At 45.2% G+C, this 17,852-nt stretch carries 11 protein-coding genes and 1 pseudogene; 10 read left to right on the forward strand and 2 right to left on the reverse strand.

Going from position 1 to position 17,852, the window contains the following annotated elements:
• Positions 1–8 precede the first annotated feature (8 nt).
• The 5 genes from QFZ80_RS03360 to QFZ80_RS03380 all read left to right on the forward strand — a co-directional run bounded on the left by QFZ80_RS03360 (position 9) and on the right by QFZ80_RS03380 (position 9,422).
• A complete protein-coding gene (locus QFZ80_RS03360) occupies positions 9–2,603 on the forward strand; it encodes an exo-rhamnogalacturonan lyase family protein (protein WP_307557266.1) in 2,595 nt (864 codons plus the stop codon).
• Positions 2,604–2,651: 48 nt separating this feature from the next.
• Positions 2,652–3,920: an FG-GAP-like repeat-containing protein gene (locus tag QFZ80_RS03365; RefSeq protein WP_307548836.1), complete on the forward strand. Its 1,269-nt coding sequence runs from the start codon at positions 2,652–2,654 to the stop codon at positions 3,918–3,920.
• A 21-nt stretch (positions 3,921–3,941) separates the two neighbouring features.
• A complete protein-coding gene (locus tag QFZ80_RS03370) occupies positions 3,942–6,116 on the forward strand; it encodes a glycoside hydrolase family 88/105 protein (RefSeq protein WP_307557268.1) in 2,175 nt (724 codons plus the stop codon).
• Between the two features lie 189 nt (positions 6,117–6,305).
• Positions 6,306–8,591, forward strand: coding sequence for a helix-turn-helix domain-containing protein (locus tag QFZ80_RS03375; protein ID WP_307548831.1), 2,286 nt, complete (start codon positions 6,306–6,308; stop codon positions 8,589–8,591).
• 30 nt (positions 8,592–8,621) lie between these two features.
• On the forward strand, positions 8,622–9,422 hold the full coding sequence (locus tag QFZ80_RS03380) for a polysaccharide deacetylase family protein (RefSeq protein WP_307548830.1): 801 nt from the start codon (positions 8,622–8,624) through the stop codon (positions 9,420–9,422).
• Positions 9,423–9,482: 60 nt separating this feature from the next.
• On the opposite strand, the gene QFZ80_RS03385 is transcribed toward QFZ80_RS03380, so the two are convergent.
• Positions 9,483–11,471 carry a beta-galactosidase gene (locus tag QFZ80_RS03385; protein ID WP_307557271.1) on the reverse strand — a complete coding sequence of 663 codons (1,989 nt, stop codon included), beginning with the start codon at positions 11,469–11,471 and terminating at the stop codon, positions 9,483–9,485.
• A gap of 248 nt (positions 11,472–11,719) precedes the next feature.
• Here QFZ80_RS03385 and QFZ80_RS03390 point away from each other — a divergent pair.
• The 5 genes and pseudogenes from QFZ80_RS03390 to QFZ80_RS03410 all read left to right on the forward strand — a co-directional run bounded on the left by QFZ80_RS03390 (position 11,720) and on the right by QFZ80_RS03410 (position 17,474).
• Positions 11,720–12,644 (forward strand): annotated as a pseudogene (locus QFZ80_RS03390) (ABC transporter permease).
• Between the two features lie 20 nt (positions 12,645–12,664).
• Positions 12,665–13,549 (forward strand): carbohydrate ABC transporter permease, encoded by an 885-nt coding sequence (locus QFZ80_RS03395; RefSeq protein ID WP_307548826.1) that lies wholly within the window; start codon positions 12,665–12,667, stop codon positions 13,547–13,549.
• Positions 13,550–13,647: 98 nt separating this feature from the next.
• On the forward strand, positions 13,648–15,231 hold the full coding sequence (locus tag QFZ80_RS03400) for an extracellular solute-binding protein (protein WP_373460000.1): 1,584 nt from the start codon (positions 13,648–13,650) through the stop codon (positions 15,229–15,231).
• A 186-nt stretch (positions 15,232–15,417) separates the two neighbouring features.
• On the forward strand, positions 15,418–16,374 hold the full coding sequence (locus QFZ80_RS03405; protein ID WP_307557275.1) for an ABC transporter ATP-binding protein: 957 nt from the start codon (positions 15,418–15,420) through the stop codon (positions 16,372–16,374).
• The gene (locus QFZ80_RS03410; protein ID WP_307557278.1) at positions 16,371–17,474 is read left to right on the forward strand and encodes an ABC transporter permease; all 1,104 of its coding nucleotides are present in this window, start codon (positions 16,371–16,373) and stop codon (positions 17,472–17,474) included. Before QFZ80_RS03405 ends, QFZ80_RS03410 begins: the two co-directional genes overlap by 4 nt.
• 91 nt (positions 17,475–17,565) lie before the next feature.
• On the opposite strand, the gene QFZ80_RS03415 is transcribed toward QFZ80_RS03410, so the two are convergent.
• Positions 17,566–17,787: a hypothetical protein gene (locus tag QFZ80_RS03415; protein ID WP_307556131.1), complete on the reverse strand. Its 222-nt coding sequence runs from the start codon at positions 17,785–17,787 to the stop codon at positions 17,566–17,568.
• Positions 17,788–17,852 lie beyond the last annotated feature (65 nt).

Here is a 17,852-nt window from a genome sequence, read left to right on the forward strand (position 1 = left end):
GAATACGAATGAATAATCATATTGCTGTGCAGCTGCATTGGTTAACTAAGAAGACTGAACTGCAAAAGGGAGTGACCTGGGGAGTTCCATGGAAGGAAGGCGCTCTGCAGCGGAGTGAGAATCTTATTCTACTGGATGATCGGGCGAGGCAGGTAGCTGTCCAAAGCTGGCCAACAGCTTACTGGGCGGACGGCAGTGTCAAATGGACGGCTCACGCGGCTGCTATGGTGAAGGGAGCAAGCGACTTGTCCTATACCTTGATAAAGGGTGAGTCTAACTTAGAGAATAGCGCACTAAGCGTAGAGGAAACGGAAGGCTATATCGATGTCCATACAGGTTCTATGGATTGCCGTCTTCATCGTCAAGGCTCTTCCTTGATTCAAGAGATCAATCGCGGAGGAAGGCAGCTTTGCTCGGATGGTAAGCTTGTAGGCATCCGTGAAGCGCGTTTAACGATCGATGGCGCTAAGAGCTTTAAGGAGGAACCCTTTCACAGCATCGTGGATAACGCGGAAGTTGAGCAACGGGGACCTGTGCGCGTGGTGATAAAGTTTACGGGTAGACATCAAATGGAGTCGGGCGGCCGTCATTGGTTGCCGTTCACCCTACGGCTTTATTTCTATGCAAAACAGGAGGGTATTAAAGCTGTACATACCTTTCTATATGATGGTGATCCGCATCATGATTTCATTAAAGGGTTAGGGATTTCCTTTAAGGTGCCGATGAAGGGCGAGTTATATAACCGTCATGTCCGGATAGCCGGAGATGCAGGCTTCTTTAGTGAATCTCCCAAAGGGCTGGAAACATTTCGTACCACGGGGAAGTATAAGGAGCTGTATCAAGAGCAAACCGAGGGCAAAAAGATCCATTTTGACCTTGAGCAGGATGCCAAATTTGTTGAAATGGTGGATGACCTAGCGGTTTGGAACAGCTTCAAACTAGTTCAGTATACGGCAGATTCTTACAGTATTTCTAAACAAACCAAGGAAGAATGCTGCTGGGTCAAAGCAGCGGTAGGGAATCGCGCAGGCGGACTGATGTATGTGGGATCAGATGACGGTGGTCTAGCTATAGGGGTAAGGAACTTTTGGCAGAAAGCGCCCTCATCTTTGCAAGCAAGTCATCTTTCATTAGATGAAGCGGACCTTACGGCTTGGTTCTGGTCTCCCGACGTACAGGCCATGGACTTACGGCATTATGATACGGTTACTCATCTAAAGTCAGCTTACGAGGGGGCTGATGAGATGCGGAGTACGCCTTACGGGATCGGTAACACAAGCGAACTCAATCTTTGGTGTTTGGAAGAAACCCCCACTTTGCAGAGTCTAAACGAGATGCTTGAGGAGAAGGAAGATCCATCGTTGCTTGTATGCAATCCGGCATATTACTATGAGTCTGGGGCAATGGGAGTCTGGAGTCTGCCAGACCGAAGCACTCAGGTCAAAGAAATGATCGAAGACGGACTAGATACGTTATTTCAGTTTTATCAGGATGAGATCGAGCAGCGAAGGTGGTACGGCTTTTGGGATTACGGAGATGTTATGCACAGTTATGATCCAGTGCGTCACACTTGGCGTTATGATATTGGAGGCTGCGCATGGCAGAATACAGAGCTTGTGCCCAATTTGTGGCTCTGGTACATGTTCCTAAGGTCCGGCAGGAGAGATGTATTCCGGATGGCTGAAGCGATGGCAAGGCATACCAGTGAGGTCGATGTATACCACATTGGCGAATACGCAGGTCTAGGTTCAAGACATAATGTGCTTCATTGGGGCTGCGGCTGCAAGGAAGCACGGATAGGGATGTCTGGGCTGCACAAAATCTATTATTACTTGACAGCGGATGAACGGATCGGAGATATCATGGATGAAGTGAAGGACTCCGATTATACAACAGTGCATATCGATCCGATGCGCTCCTATTTTCCGAAGGATGAATTTCCTACGCACGCACGCAGCGGACCAGATTGGGCAGCCTTCAGTTCAAACTGGCTTACACGCTGGGAGCGATATGAGGATACATGTTATCGGGATAAAATTTTGACGGGTATTGAATGCTTGAAGAACATGCCGTATCGCCTTCTCACAGGACCTACCTTCGGATACGATCCGTCAACAGGTGTCCTCCATTACATGGGTGATGAGAACTATGGTCATCATTTGATCATTTGTATGGGAGCCCCACAAGTTTGGATGGAGTTGGCTGCGATGATTAAGGATCCGGAATGGGAGGAGATGTTGGCGGAGTTCGGAGAATTCTATAATCTCTCCGCAGAAGAGAAGATTCAGCGAACTTCTGGAGCAATTAAAGGCAAGGATTGGAACATTCCAATGCTGTCCACCACGATGATGGCGATTGCTGCTGCCAGAAATAACGATAAGACTCTAGCAGAGCAAGCTTGGTCTTACCTTCTTAAGGATCAAGCGCATTGGCAGATTAACCTGCCAGTAGAAACAACAGATGTACAGCCGCTTGAGTATATCAGAGAAATTAAAGAACTGCAGGGTATCTCCACAAATACCGCTTCTCAGTGGTCACTGAATATGATGATTTGTTTAGAACTGATCGGACAATGGCTGCCGGAGAAGATAGGTAACAATTAAATATAGATGCGCTAAACGGCATCATACGCGGTTATAGGAGGGCATTCCATGGTCAATCGAACTTCACAAAAGGTACCCCATTTATTAGGAAAAGTAGATATCCGGGCAGCTGGACTTCACAGTAAGATGCTCTTAGGAGACTTGAACGGAGACGGAAGAATGGAAATGGTGTTGGTTCAGCCAGACAATCGTCAGGATGTCAGGTATATCCCTCACCAGGTGCAGTGCTTAACCGCGTTCGATTTGGAAGGGAACCTTCTTTGGCAAACGGGCACTCCTCATCCAGAGGCTGGTAAACCTGGATCTGATTATCCGGCTCAGCTGTATGATATTGATGGGGATGGATGCTTGGAAGTGCTGTGCGTTATGAATGGCAGCTTCCAGATTATCGATGGAGTAACGGGAGAAGTTAAAAAGGTCTACGCGCTCCCAGATCCAGAGGCTCACGATTGCATCATTATAGCGAATCTCACTGGTGGAGAAAGACCTAGCGATATTATATTGAAAAACCGCTATTCACAATTGTGGGCGATGGATCGGGACTTTAATCTGCTATGGACCTTTAAAGGAAATCCCGGCCATTTTCCGTGGGTGTACGACTTGGACGGGGATGGATACGATGAGGTGATGGCAGGTTATGATCTGTTGGATCATAACGGCCAGATTGTGTGGTCATGCCAGGATTTAGAGGATCACGCGGACTGCATTTGGATCGGCGATGTCAATGGCGACGGGCAACCTGAGTTAGTCATTGGTGGCAGTGTGACGGTCATGTACGATCGGGAGGGTACAGAGCTTTGGCGTTACGATGGTTCCATAGAGTCACAGCACGTAGCTTTAGGCAAATTTCGGCACGATCTGCCTGGTCTTCAAATTGCTGGGCTGGATCGGATCGTTCGGGGTGACCAAGGCTTCGATAAAGGCAAGGATGGATTGTTCCTGCTTGATTCTCAAGGGGAAGAACTTTGGAAGGAAAATCGAAAGACGGACGGCTGGTTGACAATTATTGAAACGCTTCGCGGTTGGGATGAAGAGCCAATGGATTATATTTTGGCTTACCGCAGAGGTGGAGGTGTTCATCCAAGCCTTTATGACGGACATATGAACCTAGTGACCGAATTTCCCGTTGACGGTTATGTGGTACATGCTGACTTGTTTGGCTCTGGCAATGAACAAGTTATTATATACGACGATGAAACGGCCCATATCTTTTCGAACCAAGCTGGGGATATAGCCTCGAAGCGAGCAGGCAAAGCTATGCCGCAACCAAAACGCCTTTACAGCTCGACGCTGTACCCGGGCGGAGAAGTGGAATGAATGCAGCACAGGAGGATATCCATGAACTACTTTGATGATATGGAATCAGCTTTTACCAAATGGAACAACCGTACGGAATCGGTATTAACTGCGATTTCCAATCGCTTTATTGGTCTACATCCGAAGCATCCGCCCGTTTATCGGACGATATGCAAGGATGGATTCTTGCGAGAGAAGGATTATCGCTATGAGATTAACCTAGATGAGAAACTACCTGGTCTTCAGGCGGGGCAGCTGGTTTATGTTTGGTCCAAGCTTTGGAGCGAGCAGGAGCAGGAAGTGCCGTTTAGCTTAAGCTGCTATAGTCCGGTTCGTGTTTTTATCCAAGGAGAAGCACAATTTCAATCGAATCTGAACGATGATGTGTTCCCAGATCGTAAAACAGGCTTTCGAGCAAAGGTTCAGAAGGGCTGGAATCATATCGTTCTGGAATTTGTAAAGACGGGCACCGGCTGCGGCGGGAAATTTGGTACTGGCTCAATAAAGGGCTTCCCCCTGCATGTTTTGGCACCATCGGCGGACAGGTCAGGGCAGGAAGGCTGGATATACAGTGAACCGCTGCAGGAGGCTTGGCCTTCTATTCCCCGGGAAGAAATAGCAGAAGTAGACACGGGCATTCGATGGTATCCGAACGTAAGCTGGTCCGAAACAGAACGTAACGCAGGTGTGTTCACGAGGCTGTATGGTACTCCTGTGAGTCAGCATGCCTATGCGTGGGCTAAGCTTGCATGTAACCATGGGCTTGAACAGAAATTTAAGCTCAGGGGTACTCACCAAGGTCCAATCTCAATATTCGTAAATGGGACAAAGGTGTTTGCCACCATCGAGACAGAGGGGCGCTTTGAGATTTCGCTGCTCCCATCCTATGGCTCACAGCATGTTATAGTTCAATCTACTTGCAGCGGGGTCCGGTGGGGTGTGGATTGGGAGGACATCCCCGAGCAGAGCGGCTTCAAGTGGACTAAGCCATATCCCGTGGAGGGACTTCAAGATCCCTGGTTGTACCTCGGTCCATTCAAGTATGAGAGTTCGGATCAAGTAGATCATATACCTTTCATGGACAAGGTATTCCAAAAGGAAGATGGGGGCATCTACTGGCGTGCCGATCTGCGAAATACTTGGATTAGGCCCTATCTGGAGAATCCCATGTATGGACGTTGGAACTACCCGTTGGGTGTTACCTTGTATGGTTTATTGCAAACGGGCAAAGAACTGAATATCACACATTATACCAATTATGTAACGGATCATATTGAGCAAATCACGTCGCTTGACGCTTATGCTTTATGGGACGTTGAGCAATATGGAGCACCGGCTGTTAATCACCAGCTCACAAGCATAGACAGTTTGGACGATTGCGGTTCCTTTGGTGCAACTATGCTGGTTGCTATGGAAGAGCGAATGCTCCAAGGAGCTGAAGTGGCGGCTAATCGGATCGCACATTATATTTCCCATGTTCAGGATAGGCGTAAGGATGGTGCCTTATACCGTGTGCAAGGCAGTGTTGATTTCATGCAAGATACGATGTGGTGCGACGATTTGTATATGAGCACCCCGTTTCTTTGCCGATACTTTAAGCTTACAGGGGAAGAGCTCTATATAACCGATGCAGTACGGCAATTTTTGCTTTACAAGCAATATTTATATATGCCTGAACATCAGATTATGTCTCACGTGTATGATTTTAAGTTTCATCGGCAAAATGATGTTCCATGGGGTCGCGGTAATGGCTGGGTGCTTTTCTCGCTTACGGAAGTTTTGGCTCTTTTACCTGAGGGGCACGAGCTTCGTGAAGAGGCACTGAACTTATTTCGTGAATTGTGCGAGGGATACTTACAATTACAAGGGGACAACGGACTTTGGCATCAGGTGCTAACTGATCCGCAATCCTATGAAGAAACCTCATGCACCTCTATGTTTATCTATGCTTTTGCACGTGGGATTCGATACGGGTGGTTATTGCAGCCTGAAGCTTACATTCAAGCTGTTTGGAAAGGCTGGGAGGGACTGACACGAATTTCCATTGATAAGCATGGAAACATCTTTGGCGTTTGCCGGGGTTCAGGCTACTCGTTTTCCAGTCGTTATTACAAGGAACAGTTATCTTGGCAATTGAATGACACCCATGGAATTGGCATTGTCCTATTGGCAGGTATCGAAACAATAAAGCTAAGCAAGTACCTCGGACGGGATTGAGGCGCGGTGTGGACGATGATAGAAAATACACTGATTATTGAACAAAATAAATGATATTTTAAAGGCAAGGAGTGCTGGATTTCATATATAATGTTCAATAATCAAATGGGTGGTGGTGAGGATGAGGTGATAAGAAGGCTAGGAACACGATTTAAAGCTGGTTTTCCATTCATGAACGGAAGCCGTAGAATGCATTATAGAAAAATATGGGCTATTATTTTACTTATTACAGGCATTCCGGGTTTAATAACGGGTTTGCTCATTTATTGGTTTGCAGGTGGAAGAATCGAGAATGAAATGGTGTCGCTTCATAAAAACCAAATTGTTCGCCGTGCGGAAAGCATCAATAGTCAGTTTGATAATTTGGAACTATTTTTGTCCCATTGGGCTTTTGATCCAAAGTTTGGTTTCGCATTAAAGGAAGTTGATTTCTACCGTAATTTTCAAGTGACCAATGATATATCCAAAACCCTTGTCATCATGCAAGGCTCATTGCCATTAATAGATAAAATAGAGTTTTATGTAAACGGTTCCATTCCTGTTCTGTTTCACCCGAATTTTAACCGCATGGATCCGGATTCAATGGATTGGTTGCACACGATGGAGCTGATGAGAAAAGGTTCCTCTGTTTATTGGACCTTAATGCCTTCCCTGGCGAGCTCGGGGAACCCTGATTTAACCATTGTGCATAAAATGCCCGGTGGAGCTTCAGAGCCATTTGCGCTGCTGCGTGTCCATATAGACCATGATGAAGTACTTAATTTGTTGAAAACGCTAACACCCTATGAGGGGGGCGAAGCTTTTCTTATGCAGGAGGATGGAACCGTATTGGTATCGACCGGGAGTGGCGACACTTCTCCTCTAATGGAAGCGATGAAGAAGAATGTAAAAACCTTTAAGGGCAAAAACCAGACCTCCTTTCTAATGGAATGGGATCATGTAACCTATTCAGTGTCCTTTGGGGGTTTGGACCGAATTGGAGCACAGTGGATCTATGTATCAGCGGCTCCAATCAATGCGATTACAAAGCCGGTTGTTTTTCTGTCTAAGTTGATTATCATGATAAGCTGTACGGTACTGCTTCTCGCGCTCTTACTCGCAAGTATCGCCTCCCGAAAAATTTATTCTCCGCTGGATCGGCTGGTAAGGCTGCTGACCAGTGGAACGCCACCCTCTGCAGGTGGGAGGGAAGATGAGTTTACTTTGATTGAAAAGGAGTGGCAGAATTTAACCCGAGAGAGCCTCGCCCTTCAAAGCAAGCTCCAAAACCAACTTCCCCATGTGCAGCAAGGTTTTCTTTATCAATTAACGCAAGGCTATTTGTCTTCCTACTCCGAGGAAGAGCTTCGTGAGAGAATGAGACAGTACGGGTGGATGGTTGATAAGCGAAGCTATCGGGTGCTTTATATTCAACTAACCGGAATGGCCCATGTCGGAAAGACGGGCAGATATTCTCTGGGTGACGAAGGGCTTGTTACGTTCGCAGCGGCGAATGTAGTGGAGGAAATGGCGCGAGAGCAATTCGAAGAAAGTCATGTCATCAACTTTCACGATTTAACGATGGGGTTGCTGCTCAGTATTCCGAGTGGAGAAGATGCTTATTCCGACATCGATGAGCTGGGCAATACGTTGATCCAAGCGATTAATCGGATTCTGGAAATGAAAGTAACGCTATCCGTCGGAAGAATAAGTGAGCAGGTAAAGCAGATTCCTCTGTTGTTTGAGGAAACCAAGCTTGCACTTAGTTTCCGGGGCATTTACGATGAGAATCAAATCATTGATCTTGCAGCGTTGAAGAGCAATGTTCAAGAGTCAGGGTTTCAATATCCTTTTACGTTAGAAAGAGAGATCATTCAAGCCATGCGAACAGGCAAGCTCGATGAGGCCGAGCAGCATATTCAAGCATTTCTAGAGGCCTTGGTACTGGAGCGAGCCAAGGAACTTGATGTGCAGACCTGTGTTTTGAATTTATTAGGAAGTCTGGAGCATACCATTATGCAGTCCGGACTTAATCCCAATCAGCTATTTAAGTCCGTCAATCGGTTCGAGCAATTATCGGTGATTCGGGAGCCAGAGCAGATCAAGCGGTGGTTTGTGGATAAAATCATTCATCCGTTCATGACAGAAATGGAGCACCGTTCTGATTATAAGCTGAAGAAAGTGATCGAGCAAGCAATGACTTTTATTAACGCTCATTACATGAAGGATATTTCCTTGGATGATTGTGCAGAGCATTGTACAACCAATGTCTTCGTCCTTAGTAGAACATTCAAACAGGTATCCGGGAAAAATTTTATTGATTATTTAACGGAACTGCGGATGAGCAAAGCAAAAGCTCTGCTTCGTGATTCTGAACGGAGAATCAATGATATCGCGGAGCAGGTAGGCTATCAGCACAGTTATTTTAATCGGTTATTTAAGAAATATGAGGGCGTGACGCCTAGCCAATATCGTGAAACCAGCCGTAATGCGTAAAGTCATCTATTTTCAAGGAGGTATACGGGAATGCCCAAAATCGTAATGACTTTCCCTGAAGGAAAGCATAAAGTTCTAACCATGAGTTATGATGATGGTAAATCAGCAGATATTAGGCTTGTTGAACTTTTTAATAAACATTTGGTAAAAGGTACCTTTCATATTAATTCAGGCTTGATTGGCTTAGAGGACCGGTTATCACAGAAGGAGGTCGCAGAACGATATCAAGGACATGAGGTCTCCGCTCATACGGTAACCCATCCAACGCTAGCAAGGTGCCCCAAAGAACAAATAGTGGATGAGATATTTCAAGACAGGATAAATTTAGAGCGAATTGTAGGCTATACAGTAAGAGGAATGTCTTATCCCAACGGTTCTTTTAATCAACAAATCAAAGAGATGCTCCCTGTTCTAGGCATAGAATACGCAAGAGTAGTTGAAAGCACCGGTAATTTCTCCATGCCAGATGATTTATATGAGTGGAAACCCACCTGCCACCACAAAGCAAATCTAATGAAACTGGCGGAGGATTTCGTGAATTTGCAAAAGAAACAATATCTTTACATGATGTACGTATGGGGACATAGTTATGAGTTTGATTTAGATGGTAATTGGGGAGTAATGGAGGAATTTTGTGAGTATATCGGCAAGAGGGAAGATATATGGTATGCAACCAATATCGAGATTGTTGATTATTTGAAAGCCTTTCATAACCTGAAATTTTCCGCATCAGGTCATCTAGTATTCAACCCTAATGCGTCTTCCGTCTGGCTTCGTGTCGATAATGACATTCGCGAAGTGAAAGGTGGAAGTCAACTTTTATTCGGATAGAATCAGGGTTTCTCTGGCAAATAAAATGAGCTGCTGCAGCAGCTCATTTTTTCAGTTCGTTCACATAAATCGGATTATGCGATATTCATATTTTCCGATTCCTAATTTCCCTGGCTTTATTTCGGTTTGTGCCAATAGATCATATCCCTCATGCGGAATAGTGACGCTGCCTCCTTTACCATCCATATTAATGATGATCCATAGGTGATAACCATCACCTTGCCTTGGAGCGACAATAGTGCCTACAGTGACATCTGTTCTAAGGCGTACATGAGCATCAACTGCATAGTGGTCGATGAGTTTCTTTAACATCACATCTCCATCTTCACCCATGGGCATCGAACCGAGCATAACTATTTTTCCTTTGCCGAGCTGATGCTCCGTAATAAAGGCTTTTCCTGGCGTTAACCCTTCCTCAAGGATACCTATAGCTATGGCTTCCTTCGGTTCAAATACAGCACTCCACATTCCTAAAGGGGCGCTAACGCCAAATGCTTGTCCGATTGTACCTGTACCTTCCATTGGATAGTTAAATAAGGTTTCGATACCTGCAAGATGTTCTAACTCTCCTAAAGCTGCATCGGTATGAATCGTATGGTTCTCTGTTCTGCCTCCTGTAAGCGGACCAACTACCCAGATCCCGCCATTTTGGACGAAAGCTTGTGCCCGTTCTATATAATCGGATGATAAATAATGAATAAACGGTGTAAATAACAGTTTATACCCGTCCAGTTCCGCCCCTTCTGGTATGACATCTCGATGAATGCCCATGGATAAAATCCGCTCATAAAAGGCGCTTACCAGACCCCGATGATTTAATTTTCGATGTGGCTCCGTTTGCAAAAATGCTTTCGATCGGTCCGAATAAGTCATCGCTACTTCAGCTTGAGAAGGTCTCGATGAAAGGATGATGGATTCAATTTCCTTTCTCGCTTGTTCAACTTCGATTACATTCTGAAATCCTACGGTCGGTTTTCCCCATGCACTAATGACCGATCCATGAGGTTGTTCACATCCTGTTCGTTGCTGCCTCCATAGCCAATAGCAAAAAGCCTCTGCTCCTAAGGCATATGCCGCTACAGCTTCAGCCTTTAAATAGCCATTGGGGTGAGGCATGGCATAGCTTTCTAGTGATGCGCTAAACGACGGGCTTGTCTCCATAATCCAAAAATCTTTGCCTTTTTTAAAATTTCTCCACAAATCACAGTTAATTAAATAAGCGGGAGTATTATCGTAATTCGCATAGGTGTCAAACGAAGCAAAGTCCAAGTTTTTAAATAATCGTTCATTATCTACATGAAAGGCGACACTGCTATTGTGTGTAATCGGTGCATTGGAATGCTGGCGGATGATATGAGCCTGTTCATCGGAAAATTCCGCGATTTTTTCCATTGAGAATAATTGGTACATGGTGCTTAATGAGGAATTATGCAAAAATGGTGCTGGACCTGGCTGTGGAACTTGTTCAAACGCAAGGTAATATTCACTCCAGATTTGCGTACCCCACGCATCATTTAATTGATCTATTGTCCCATAACGTTCTTGTAACCATTGGTGCCATAAGCTTTTGCATGTCTCACACATACAGGCTGCTACATGTGCTTTAAATTCATTATCAATCTGCCAGCCAATGACACCCGGCAAACTTCCAACTGCTTTCGCGATATGTTCTGTAATAATGGCTGCACGTTCTCGAAAGAACGCGTTATTCGTACAAACATGCTGTCTGGAACCATGGCCCATTACTTTACCATTAGCGTCAACAAACATACGCTCTGGATGGCCATGTGATAACCAAATCGGAGGTGTGGGAGTTGGGGTGCACATGACGGTTTCAATACCGTTCTCATATAGCTTATTGATGATGTCAACAAAAAAACGGATATCGATGTTTCCTTGTTCCTTTTCTAACGTTGACCAAGCAAATTCTCCAATCCGAACGACATTCATTCCTGCTTCTTTCATTAAAAGGATATCTTGTTCAATAACCTGTTCATCGTTCCAAAGCTCAGGATAATAAGCGGTCCCGTGGAATAATTTTTTGTCCATTTCACTCTCTCCATCCTTGTTGTTTTGATATTGACTATAATAAATCTTCCGTTTATAAACAATTGCATTTTTTTACTCGGCTTGCACTTTTTTGTCGGGATCATCCTAATCTGTGTTGTTTGAGAAATGGAAGAGTTACAAAAATGTCTAATTGAAGTAAAACGACGCAGGGGGCACAATCAGGATACGAAGCGAAACGAATGAGGAGTGTAACTATGGAGCATACGAACGTAAGTAAAACAGTCCCTATGAAGAGCGCGGCATCTAATGGCAGCTTGATAAGGCGTTGGCAAAGAGATAAATGGCTGTACTTGCTTCTTTTGCCGGGAGTGTTGTATTTTCTGGTTTTTAAGTACATTCCTATGTGGGGAGTGGTTCTAGCATTTAAGAACTATCAGCCTTTCTTAGGTTTTATGAAAAGCGATTGGGTTGGTATGGAACACTTCCGCAATTTCTTCCAAAATCCTGATTTTGTGAAGTTGCTGCGCAATACATTACTCCTTTCCTTATATAATTTGATATTCTTCTTTCCGGCTCCGATTATTCTCGCCCTGTTGTTAAATGAAGTGCGAATTGCGTTGTACAAGAAAGCTATTCAAACGTTGATCTACATACCACACTTCATTTCTATGGTAATTGTAGCAAGTATTTCATACGTGTTCTTAACAACGGAAGGCGGCGTTGTAAACGGGCTGCTGCAGCAGTTTACGGGCCAAAAAATTAATTTTTTGGCGGATCCGGAGTGGTTCCGGCCGATCATTATTCTTCAAACGATTTGGAAAGAGTGCGGATTCGGAACGATCATTTTTCTTGGCTGCACTGGCTGGGGTCGATGCGGAGCAATATGAAGCGGCGATTGTAGATGGTGCTAACCGCTGGCGTCAGCTTTGGCACATCACGCTGCCTTCTATTAAAAGCACAATTGTCATCCTGTTGATTCTTAGAATGGGTGATGTGCTGGAAAACGGCTTTGAGCAAATTTATTTAATGACGAACGCATTGAACCGTGAGGTCGCAGATGTATTCGATACTTATGTGTACTTAATGGGCATTACCCAAGGAGCTTTCAGCTACAGTACCGCGGTTGGTTTGTTTAAATCTTTGGTCGGAGTCTTTCTGGTATTTACGAGTAACTATTTGGCTAGAAGATTTGGCCAATCCGGCATTTATTGATAAGAGGGGGCTTGAATCCATTGGTAAGACATAAAAAAAGCGTCTCTAGCTTCCTATTCGACGGTTTTAACTATGCATTCTTAGGAATTTTCGCATTATGTACGATATTGCCTTTCATTTACATTATTGCGGGTTCGTTTGCTACTGATGCAGAACTTACTGAACGAGCGTTCTTTTTGATTCCCGAAACATTCTCTCTGGCAGGCTATAAATTTATTTTCTCAACGGGTACGTTGTTTAAAAGCATTGGTGTAACCATCTACATCACGGTTGTAGGGACCTTAGTTAACCTATTCTTTACCGTCACGATGGCTTACCCGTTAGCCCGCCGAAATCTGTGGGGCAGAAATACGGTGCTAAATATGGTTGTGTTTTCTATGCTCTTCTCCGGAGGAATGATTCCAACCTATCTCGTAGTGAAAAGCTTGGGGCTGCTGGATTCCTTCTGGTCTTTAATGCTCCCAGGTGCAATAAGCGCTTTTAACATGATCGTCGTGAAGAATTTCTTCCAAGAGCTTCCTCCGGGTCTGGAGGAATCGGCCAAAATCGATGGATGCACAGAGATCGGTGTCCTATGGCGAATTGTTCTTCCATTATCTAAACCGGTACTTGCTACATTTGGCCTTTTTTACGCAGTCGGTCACTGGAATAACTTTTTTTCTGCACTTCTGTACATCAACGACCCAACCAAATGGCCACTGCAGGTTATGTTGAGGCAAATTGTTCTGCTATCCCAAGGGACGCTTGGTGATATGTCACAGTTGGATCCGAATTTCGTTCTGCCTCCGGATCAAACGGTTAAAATGGCGGTCATCGTAGTGGGTACACTTCCGATTCTAATGGTATATCCGTTCCTGCAGAAGCATTTTGCTAAAGGGGTATTAATCGGATCCATCAAGGGCTAACTTAGTAGTTTTTCGCATTGCCACAAGAATAGGTAAGGCAGCGCGGATTTATTATAAGCTTAAATAAGCATAATGAAGTTTAAAATTAAGGGAGGCAAATGAACATGAATAAGAACAAAAAAGCAATGAAACGTTGGGCGTCTAGCATTGTGATGACTACACTGGCATTATCTGTTGCAGCATGCTCCTCAGGCAGCAGTGGAAACGAGAAGCCTTCTAATTCAGCTCCAGCTAATTCTGGAAGTCCGGCGAAAGAAGCTCCAATCGATATCAGTATCATGGCGCCTATATTTAAACCAACCTTTCCGAAGGATGACAGCCCTGTAGCTGCGGAACTTGAGAAATATACAAACGCTAATATTCATTTCGAATGGGCTGCAAACTCTTCCTATGGTGACAAATTTAACATCACGTTGGCATCAGGCAAGCTTCCGACAATCCTTGTTTCTACAGATAAAGGAGCAAGCTTTATTAATGCGGCAAGAACCGGAGCTTTCTGGGAGCTTGGACCTTATTTGAAAGATTATCCGAACCTCAGTAAAGCAAATCCGATCGTGCTTAATAATACGACAATAGACGGCAAAATCTACGGTTTATATCGTGGAAGAGCCTTGGGCAGGAACGCAATCGTATATCGTAAAGATTGGCTTGAGAACGTAGGTATGAAGCCGCCGCAAACCATTGATGATTTTTATAACATGTTGAAAGCGTTCACCTTAAACGATCCGGACAAAAATGGGAAAAATGACACCTATGGGATGGTTGTATCTAAATGGGGTGGCGGCTGGGCCGGCCCTCTTGATCAAATTGCGATTTGGTTTGGCGCTCCGAACAAATGGGGCGAGGATGCCAGTGGTAAGCTCCAACCTAATTTTCTAACTAATGAATACTTGGATGCAGTCAAATTCATGAAAAAGCTGTATGATGAAAAATTGATTAACCAAGATTTCGCTGTATTTGATACAGCCAAGTATAATGATCCTATTTTTAACAGCCAAGCTGGAGTGATCGTTGACGTGGCAGATTCTGCAGCGCGCAATGAGGATAAAATCCATCAAGCGATGGAGAAGGCAGGCAAGGACGATAAGAATAAGCAATATATGGATGTTATCGGTTCAGTAAGTGGTCCGAAGGGGCTGCGAGCTTTACCAACTTCCGGGTATGCAGGTTTGATCGCCATCTCCAAATCAAGCGTGAAAACGGAAAAAGAGCTTCGCCAAGTACTTTCGTTCCTCGATAAAATGAATGATGAAAAAGCGCAAATCCTCGCGAGCAATGGGATTGAAGGAAAGCATTACAAGAAAGTTGAAGGCGGTATCGAGCCTAGTAAGGATTCAGCGTTAATGGAATCAGAATTGGAAGGTTTAAATCAAATACTAAACTTCCTTCCGGAAAGTAAGGCGTTGACCGTAGTGCAGACACCGATTCGGAAAAAGCAGGATCAGGTTCAAAAAGATAATGAGAAAATCGTTCTCGCTAATCCAGCTGAACCGTTAATCTCGAATGTATATACACAAAAAGGTCCGCAATTGGATAACATCATTAACGATGCACGTGTTAAATTCATTGTTGGTCAAATCGATGAAGCTGGCTTCAAAGCGGCGCTTGACCTCTGGAAGAAGAGTGGCGGCGACGACTATGTGAAAGAAATCAATGACCTTTACGCCAATATCAAAAAGTAGCAGGTAATAATTTTCAACTTCATAGATATCATCAGGGACGCCGACTGCTATCGGCGTCCTTTCACATTCCTGAGTGTGGCAAATATTCGCTTCATATTCCATACGGAAGTGCATCTGCCTAAACCATATGGTAGATTATAGAAAGCGATACATATATAAGAATGGGAAGCGGAAGGGGTTAGGACTTTGGAGTCTACACAGATTGTTATTGAAGCGGACGGATTAGTGAAAAACTACGGTACCTTTCAGGCCGTACGGGGAGTCAACTTCCAGGTATATCAAGGAGAAGTATTTGGTCTGCTTGGTCCTAACGGCGCAGGCAAAACGACAACGATGGAAATGATCGAAGGCCTGCGTAGGCCCGATGGGGGCTATGCCCGAGTGGCCGGATACGATACGCAAAAGGACTTGGCAAAAGTGAAAGAAGTCATCGGCGTTCAACTTCAGTCGACCTCGCTTTTTGAACTGTTGACGGTTGAGGAAATTATGAAAATGTACGCAAGCTTCTATCCTAGTCCGGTTCCGGTTGAACCGCTGCTGGAAGATTTGACTTTAACGGACAAAAGAAGCGGCCGCGTCAAGCATCTCTCCGGAGGCCAAAAGCAGCGTCTTGCTATCGGTCTCGCCCTTGTTAATGACCCAAAGGTCATTTTCCTGGATGAACCGACGACGGGGCTGGATCCACAAGCCCGCCGTACGCTTTGGGACATCATCCTGAAGCTGAAGGAGAGAGGCAAGACGATCGTTCTCTCGACGCATTATATGGAAGAAGCACATGTGCTTTGCGATCGCATTTGCCTGATGGATCAAGGTAAAGTAGTGGCGCTCGATACGCCGCGCAATCTGGTACTGAGCCTTCAGTCCGATAGCGCGATCGAGTTCCGGCTCAAAGGGCTGGACGAAAGGACGGAGGAGAACAAGAAACACTTACTTCGTGAGCTCAGCGAAGTACGTGAAGTGAAAGGTGTAGAACTGCGTAAGGACGTATTCGTGTTATATACAGATAAGCTTCAGGTATCGCTTACAGACCTTATTGAGAAAAGTGCTGGCGGCGTACTTGAGCTGGCTGATTTGCAGACCCGCACGGCTACACTTGAAGATGTATTTATTACGATGACCGGAAGGAGCCTGGAAGAAAAATGAAAGCTTACATTCAATTAACGCTGGCGCAGCTCCGGTTATTTGCGCGGAACCGGCAAGTACTGTTTTTTACGCTGTTTATGCCTTTGTTTTTCATGATTATGCTCGGCTCCTTTCTGGGCAATGGCAATGACATCAGCTTGAACGGAGTAGTCATCGACCAAGATCAAAGTGCGGAGTCCCGGGTTATGGTAGAAGCTCTTCAGGCGAATCAGGTGTTGAAGCTGAAGCCTGCCGAAGATTTGAATGCTGCTCTGGAGCAGCTCAAGCATGGTGATCAGAAGCTAGTCGTCGTTATTCAGAAAAATTATGGCAGTGCTGTCGCGAAGAAGGGCTTGGATAGTTCTAAGGCGAGTTTTCTGCAGGTCTACTATGATCAGACGAACCAAATGAACTCACAGATCGGATTGCAAGCCGTTGAGAGGGTTGCTGACGGTGTATCCAAAAGCATTACGAATTACGTCCCTATCGTCCAAATCGAACCGCTTGGCGTACAGGCGTTGCAACTTCGATACATCGATTTCCTCGTACCCGGAATTCTCGCTATGATGATCATGTCGAACAATCTGAACGGGGTGGCTGGACAGATTGCTTCCTGGCGGGAGAGGGGGGTGCTGAGACGGATGCAAAGCACTCCGCTGAAAGCATCGACGTTTATCGCTGCACAAATTACGGCGCGCCTCGTGTTGAACAATTTGCAGGCAATGATTGTGCTGCTCGTGGGCTCCCTGATTTTCGGAACGCAAGTGAACGGCTCGTGGCTGCTGTTACTGCTCTTTGTCGTGCTGGGCACGCTGACGTTCATGTCCATCGGCTTTATCATTGCCGGTGTGGCCAAAACGCCGGAAAGCGCCGGGCCAATAGCCGGGTTCATATCGTTTCCGCTTCTGTTCTTAGGCGGCGTCTTCTTCTCCGTATCCAACATGCCGGAGTTTTTGCAGCCGATCGTGAAATCCATCCCGATAACCCAATTGAGCACCGCTTTAAGGCAGGTCATGAATGTGGGAGCGGGACTTGGTGATCTGTGGCTGGAAGCGCTGCTGCTTAGCATCTGGCTGGTGGTGTCGTTCATTATTGCTACTTTTACTTTTAAGTGGGAGTAGGAAGAGAAAAGAAAGCCCTTAACTAATAGGAGGCCACTGAAAAACTGTGTCCTCCTAAATCAAGTTAATGCTCTATAGACAAAGACGGCGTTTACTCCCACATTCTGGGGGGATACGCCGTCTTTTTCCCTATGTAAAGCCCTGTTTGGTAATTCTTTTTAGTCGCCTTGCTCTTTTCTATCAATGTCTGCAATTGCTTCCCGTCATTCTTTTCTCCTGTTGTGACAATGGCTGCATGCAGTTCGGAGAGAACCTTTCGGTATTCCACACCTAGATCAGCTGTACGGGATTTACCGAAGGATATAATTATCAACTGGGAGAGTCCTTTATATTTACAATGCACTATAGTGGTAAGCGTCAAATAGCCCACACCTTGTG

It is taken from the genome of Paenibacillus sp. V4I7 (assembly GCF_030817275.1).
Classification (GTDB): Bacteria; Bacillota; Bacilli; order Paenibacillales; family NBRC-103111; genus Paenibacillus_E.